The organism is Leucobacter sp. M11, assembly GCF_035726885.1.
GTDB lineage: Bacteria > Actinomycetota > Actinomycetes > Actinomycetales > Microbacteriaceae > JAPFRB01.
Map to the genome: position 1 here is coordinate 339960 of NZ_JAPFRB010000003.1, position 5684 is coordinate 345643.

General features: G+C 70.8%; 5 protein-coding genes. 4 read left to right on the forward strand and 1 reads right to left on the reverse strand.

Going from position 1 to position 5684, the window contains the following annotated elements; genetic code table 11:
- The coding region (locus OOT08_RS09925; RefSeq protein WP_325092490.1) for a YceI family protein at window positions 1–701 on the forward strand (701 nt) is incomplete at its 5' end.
- Between the two features lie 20 nt (window positions 702–721).
- On the opposite strand, the gene OOT08_RS09930 is transcribed toward OOT08_RS09925, so the two are convergent.
- Window positions 722–2317: a fatty acyl-CoA synthetase gene (locus tag OOT08_RS09930; protein WP_325092491.1), complete on the reverse strand. Its 1596-nt coding sequence runs from the start codon at window positions 2315–2317 to the stop codon at window positions 722–724.
- A gap of 417 nt (window positions 2318–2734) precedes the next feature.
- Between OOT08_RS09930 and OOT08_RS09935 the strand changes: the two genes are divergently transcribed.
- The 3 genes from OOT08_RS09935 to OOT08_RS09945 all read left to right on the forward strand — a co-directional run.
- Window positions 2735–3916 carry a thiolase family protein gene (locus OOT08_RS09935; RefSeq protein WP_325092492.1) on the forward strand — a complete coding sequence of 394 codons (1182 nt, stop codon included), beginning with the start codon at window positions 2735–2737 and terminating at the stop codon, window positions 3914–3916.
- Window positions 3917–3959: 43 nt separating this feature from the next.
- The gene (locus OOT08_RS09940; protein WP_325092493.1) at window positions 3960–4721 is read left to right on the forward strand and encodes an SDR family NAD(P)-dependent oxidoreductase; all 762 of its coding nucleotides are present in this window, start codon (window positions 3960–3962) and stop codon (window positions 4719–4721) included.
- A gap of 155 nt (window positions 4722–4876) precedes the next feature.
- A partial coding sequence (locus tag OOT08_RS09945; protein ID WP_325092495.1) for an aldehyde dehydrogenase family protein occupies window positions 4877–5684 on the forward strand: 808 nt, incomplete at its 3' end.

A 5684-nucleotide genomic window follows, 5' to 3' on the forward strand; every position in this document is an offset into this window, starting at 1 on the left:
GGAAGCGGACCGGTCTCCTCATCACCCTGGGCGCCGGCCTCGTCCTCCTGGTGGTGCTCGCCTTCACGGTCGGCCCGATCCTCTACCGGGACCTGATCGTCGGGCCCGCCGCGAGCACGCCGCAGGAGGAGCTGAGCGCGCAGGCCGGGCCCGGCGCGGGCGGTGACCTCGAGCTCGGCGCGGGCGAGTGGGTCCTCGGCGAGGGCTCCTTTGCCGGATACCGGGTGGCGGAGGTCCTGAACGGCACCGACGTGACCGTGACGGGCCGCACGGAGTCTGTGAGCGGTCGCGTCACCACGAGCGACACCGCGGTCACGGCGGCGACAATCGAGGTGGACGTCGCGTCGATCGCGACGGACTCGAGCAGCCGCGACAGCTACTTCCGCGAGCAGGCCCTGGACACCGCGACGCACCCGACCGCCTCCTTCGTGCTGGACGGGACCATCGCCCCGGACCCGGTGCCCGGGCCGGGGGAGACGATCGATCTTCCCGTCGCCGGGAGCCTGACCCTGAACGGCGTGACGCGGGAGATAACGGCGGAGCTCACCACGGCCCTGACCGACGCCGGGGTGACCGTGGCCGGGCAGATCCCGGTCACCTTCGCGGACTACGGCGTGACCGCGCCCGATCTCGGCTTTGTCCGCGTCGATGACCAGGGCTTCATCGAGTTCTCCCTCACCCTGGTCCGCGCCGCGGGCTGAGCCGCCGGGGCCGCCGGGCGCTAGACCACGGTTGCCACGAGCTGTTCCCGGAGCTCACGCTTCAGGATCTTCCCGCTCGGGTTCTTGGGCAGGCTCTCCAGGATGTGCACGAGCGTGGGCACCTTGAACGGGGCCAGGAACGAGCGCGCGTGCGAGCGCAGCTCCTCGACCGTGGTGGTCGCCCCCGCCCGGAGGACGACGGCTGCGGTCACAGTCTCGACCCACTTGGGGTGCGGGGTCGCGAACACGGCGACCTCGGCGATCGCTGGGTGCTCGTAGAGCACCTCCTCGACCTCCCGGCTGGCGACGTTCTCGCCGCCGGTCTTAATCATGTCTTTCTTCCGATCGACGATGCTGAGCCGCCCCTCGGCGTCGAACACCCCGAGGTCGCCGGAGTGGAACCAGCCGCCCTGGAACGCCTCGGCGGTCTGCGCTGGGTTGTTCCAATACCCCAGGGCGATCTGCGGGCCGCGATGCACGACCTCCCCGACCTCGCCGGGGGCCAGGAAGTTCCCGTCGTCATCCATGAGCCGGGTCTCGACGTGGAGCACCGGCCGCCCCGCGGACCCCGCGTGTGAGACCTGCTCGTGCGGGGGGAGAATCGTGGCGACCGGGGCCAGCTCGGTCTGCCCGTAGAAGTTCCAGAGCCGCAGCTGGGGGAGCCGCTCCTGGATCTCCCGGAGGATCTCGACGGGCATCGCGGAGGCCCCGTAGTAGCCCTTGCTCAGGCTGGACAGGTCCGTTTCGGCAAAGTCCGGGTGCCGTAGGAGCGCGATCCACACCGTGGGCGGGGCGAAGAACTTGGTCACCCGCCGCTCGGCGATCGTGCGCAGCACGGTCGCCGGGTCGGGCCCCGGCAGGATGATGCTCGTCACCCCGAGCGCGATGTCCGGGCCCAGGAAGCAGTCGAGCTGGGCGCAGTGGTAGAAGGGCAGGGTGTGCAGCTCGACGTCGTCGGCGGTCATCCCGCCGTCGACGATGCAACTCAGGTACTCAGAGGTGAGCGAGCGGCTGGAGTGCACCACCCCCTTCGGGCGGGATTCGGTGCCGCTCGTGTACATGATGCGCACGGGGTCGTCCTCGGCGACGACGACCCCCGGTTCGTCATCGGCCCCCTCGCCCAGGGCCTCGGCGAAGGCGCGCCAGCCGTCCCGATCCGCGGCGGCTGCGCCGGGTGCCGGGATCTCGATGCGGGCGGGCACGGGCAGCCCGGCGGCCGCGACCGCCCGATCTGCGGTCGCCACGAACGGGGTCTGGGCGAGCACGGCCACGGGCGTCGCGTCGCTGAGGAGGAAGGCGATCTCATCGGCGGTCAGCATGAAGTTGATCGGCACGAGGATTGCCCCGGCGCGGGCCGTGGCGAAGGCGGTCACCGCGAACTGCCAGCAGTTTCTGCTGATCAGCGCGACTCGGGAGCCGGGCGTGACCCCGGAGGCGATGAGCGCGTTCGCGAGCCGGTTCACGGCGAGATCGAATTCGGCGTAGCTCAGCTCCGTGGCCCCGTCGATCAGGGCGGTTTTTGCCGGCTGTCTGGCCGCTGAGCGGCGGAGCAGATCGCCGAGGGAGGAGGCGCGGGCCCCGGAAACGGTGGCGGAAAGCGGCTGGGTGTTCATCATCAGAAATCCTCAATCGGGTGCGGGTCCTCAGCGGAGGACGCGGTGCGTGCGGAGAGATTCCCTGCGCAGCGACCGAAGGCTGGCCGCGGCGGGGGAGCGCCGGTCCCGGGCGGTGCGCGGAATCCGGCGTGAAGCAGGGCGTGGCTGCGGCGTTGTGACGGGGCAACGTGGTGGCTCGCAGCGATGGGTGGAACGGGGCGAGCGGTCAACGGGGAATCGGCGCTGAGGCCCCCGTGATGGGAAGACCGCTTGTGGAACGTAACCGTAGCAAAGAATTCTTCGTCCCGGTGCCCCACTTTCGGAAAAGCACCGTTACGCTGTCCCGTACCACGGGCTCGCGTTGCTTCGGCGTCGCGGGCCCTCCCACGTGATGAGGCGGCAAGCAGGGTCCGCCAATCAGGAAAGGCGGATGTCCGCATGAGTGAAAAAATTGTTCTCGTCGCCGGGGCGCGGACCCCGATCGGCAGCTTCGGCAAGGCGTTTCGGGGCACGGCCGCGCACGAGCTCGGGGCGGCAGCGGTCACGGAGGCCCTGGCCCGTGCCGGGGTGCCCGCCGCGGACGTGGACGAGGTGGTGATGGGGTGCATCGGCCAGATCGGGCCCGACGCCTACAACGCCCGTCGGGTGTCCCTGGGTGCGGGCCTGTCCACCGCGGTGCCCGCCTTCAACGTCAATCGCTTGTGCGGCTCCGGGCTGCAGGCAATCTGGTCCGGCGCGCAGCAGATTGCCTGGGGAGCCGCCGATATCGTGGTCGCGGGCGGCAACGAAAACATGACCCGGCTGCCGTTCTACGACTACAACGCCCGCTTCAACGACCGGCTCGGCAACCGGACCCTCGTGGACGGCACCGTGCAGATGCTCAGCGACCCCTTCACGGAAAAGCACATGGGCACGACCGCGGAGAACGTCGCCGCGCGCTACTCGGTGAGTCGTGAAGAGCAGGACGCCTTCGCGGTGCGGAGCCAGGAGCGGGCCGCGAGTCCGGCCGCGCGGGCCGCGTTCGCCGAGGAAATCGTCCCCGTCACCACGGGCGGCCGCACGCCCGTCACGGTGAGCGAGGACGAGCACCCGAAGCCGGGCACGACCGCCGAGGTGCTGGCCGGACTGCGCCCCGCGTTCCAGGAGGGCGGTTCGGTCACGGCCGGAAACTCCTCCGGCATCAACGACGGCGGCGCGGCGGTCGTGCTCATGCGCGCGTCCGAGGTCCGGGCCCGCGGGCTGACCGGCCTCGCCACGCTCGAGCTCGTCACGACCGCGGGCGTCGACCCCGAGATCATGGGGTACGCCCCCGTGCTGGCGCTCAAGAAGCTCTTCGACCGCTCCGGGCTCACCCCGGACGACATTGGCGTCACGGAGATGAACGAGGCCTTCGCGGCGCAGGCGGTCGCGGTGATCCGCGACTCCGGGCTGGACCCGGAGCGCACGAACCCCTACGGCGGGGCGATCGCGCTCGGGCACCCCGTCGGCGCGACGGGCGCGATCCTGTCGCTTCGGGTCGCGATGGATCTGCAGCGCAGCGGCCACGAGTATGGGATCGTGTCCATGTGCATCGGCGGCGGGCAGGCCCTCGCAGCCCTGTTCCGACGCTGGAACGGCTAGCCCCGCGCCCGCACCACAACCCCACGAAGACTCAGGAGACATCATGGAAATTTCTGGAAACGGCGCACTGGTCACGGGCGGCGCGAGCGGCCTCGGCCTGGCCACCGCGCGGCACCTCGCCGCGGCGGGGGCGATCGTCACGATCGTCGACCTGCCGAACTCGGCGGGCGCCGCGGTCGCCGAGGAGCTCGGCGGGCGCTTTGTGCCCACCGACGTCACTCGGGAGGACGAGGTCGCCGCCGCGGTGGCCGAGGCCGAGCGGGCCGCGCCCCTGCGCATCATCGTGAACTGCGCCGGCATCGCGCCGCCCGCGAAGGTCCTCGACCGCGAGGGGCAGCCCACCCCGGTCGATGACTTCGCCCGAATCGTGGCGATCAACCTCGTCGGGAGCTACCGCGTGGCCGCGCACGGGGCCGCGGCGATCGCGCGCACCGAGCCCACCGAGGGCGGGGACCGCGGGGTCATCATCAACACCGCGAGCGTCGCCGCCTTCGAGGGGCAGATTGGGCAGCCGGGCTACGCCGCCTCGAAGGGCGGCGTGCACGCGATGACGCTGCCGATCGCGCGCGAGCTCGCCCGGCACGCGATCCGGGTGTGCACGATCGCGCCCGGCATCCTGGAGACCCCGATGCTGAGCGGGCTGCCGCAGGCGGCGCAGGACTCCCTCGGCACCCAGGTGCCCTACCCGTCTCGGCTGGGCCGCCCCGAGGAATTTGCGCAGCTCGTCGAGTCGATCGTGCGAAACGGCTACCTGAACGGGGAAACGATCCGCCTCGACGGCGCGATTCGCATGCAGCCCCGCTAGGCTCCGTCGCGACGGACGCGCGCCCGGTGCCCCGATTGTTCGGGTCACCGGGCGTTTTTTGGTCTCCAAAGAATTACTAGGAAGGCCTAGTAATTATTCGGGGGGCCAAGTATTCTGGTCTCGCGGCACCGTGGCCGCTGAGAGAGGACGGAATCATGGCAGCCGAGTCGACCCCCCACGAGGGCGCAGGACCGCACGAACTGAGTCACTTCATCGGAGGCGAGCGCGTCCGGGGCACCTCCGGCCGCTTCGGGGACGTGTACGACCCCAGCACCGGGCGGCGTCAAGCCCTCGTCCCGCTCGCCAGCGTGGCCGAGGTGGAGGCCGCGATCGCGAACGCCGAGGCCGCCCAGCCCGCCTGGGGCGCGACGAACCCGCAGCGCCGCGCCCGCGTCCTGCTGAAATTTCTCGAACTCGTCGCGAAGGACACCCCGAACCTCGCCCGGATGCTGTCCCGGGAGCACGGCAAAACCATCGCGGACTCGGTCGGCGACATCCAGCGCGGCGTCGAGGTTGTCGAATTCGCCGTGGGTGCCCCGCACCTGCTGAAGGGCGAGTACTCGACCGGTGCCGGGGCCGGAATCGATGTCTACTCGATGCGGCAGCCCCTCGGGGTAGTCGCCGGGATCACCCCCTTCAACTTCCCGGCCATGATCCCGCTCTGGAAATCCGGCCCGGCCATCGCCGCGGGGAACGCCTTCATCCTGAAGCCCTCCGAGCGGGACCCCTCGGTGCCGCTGCGCCTCGCGGAGCTCTTCCTCGAGGCGGGGCTGCCCCCCGGGATCTTCAACGTGGTCAACGGCGACAAGCAGGCGGTGGACACGCTGCTCACCGACGAGCGGGTGCGCGCCATTGGCTTCGTGGGCTCCACGCCGATCGCCCAGTACATTTACGAGACCGCCGCCGCGAACGGCAAGCGGGCGCAGTGCTTCGGCGGGGCGAAGAACCACATGATCGTGATGC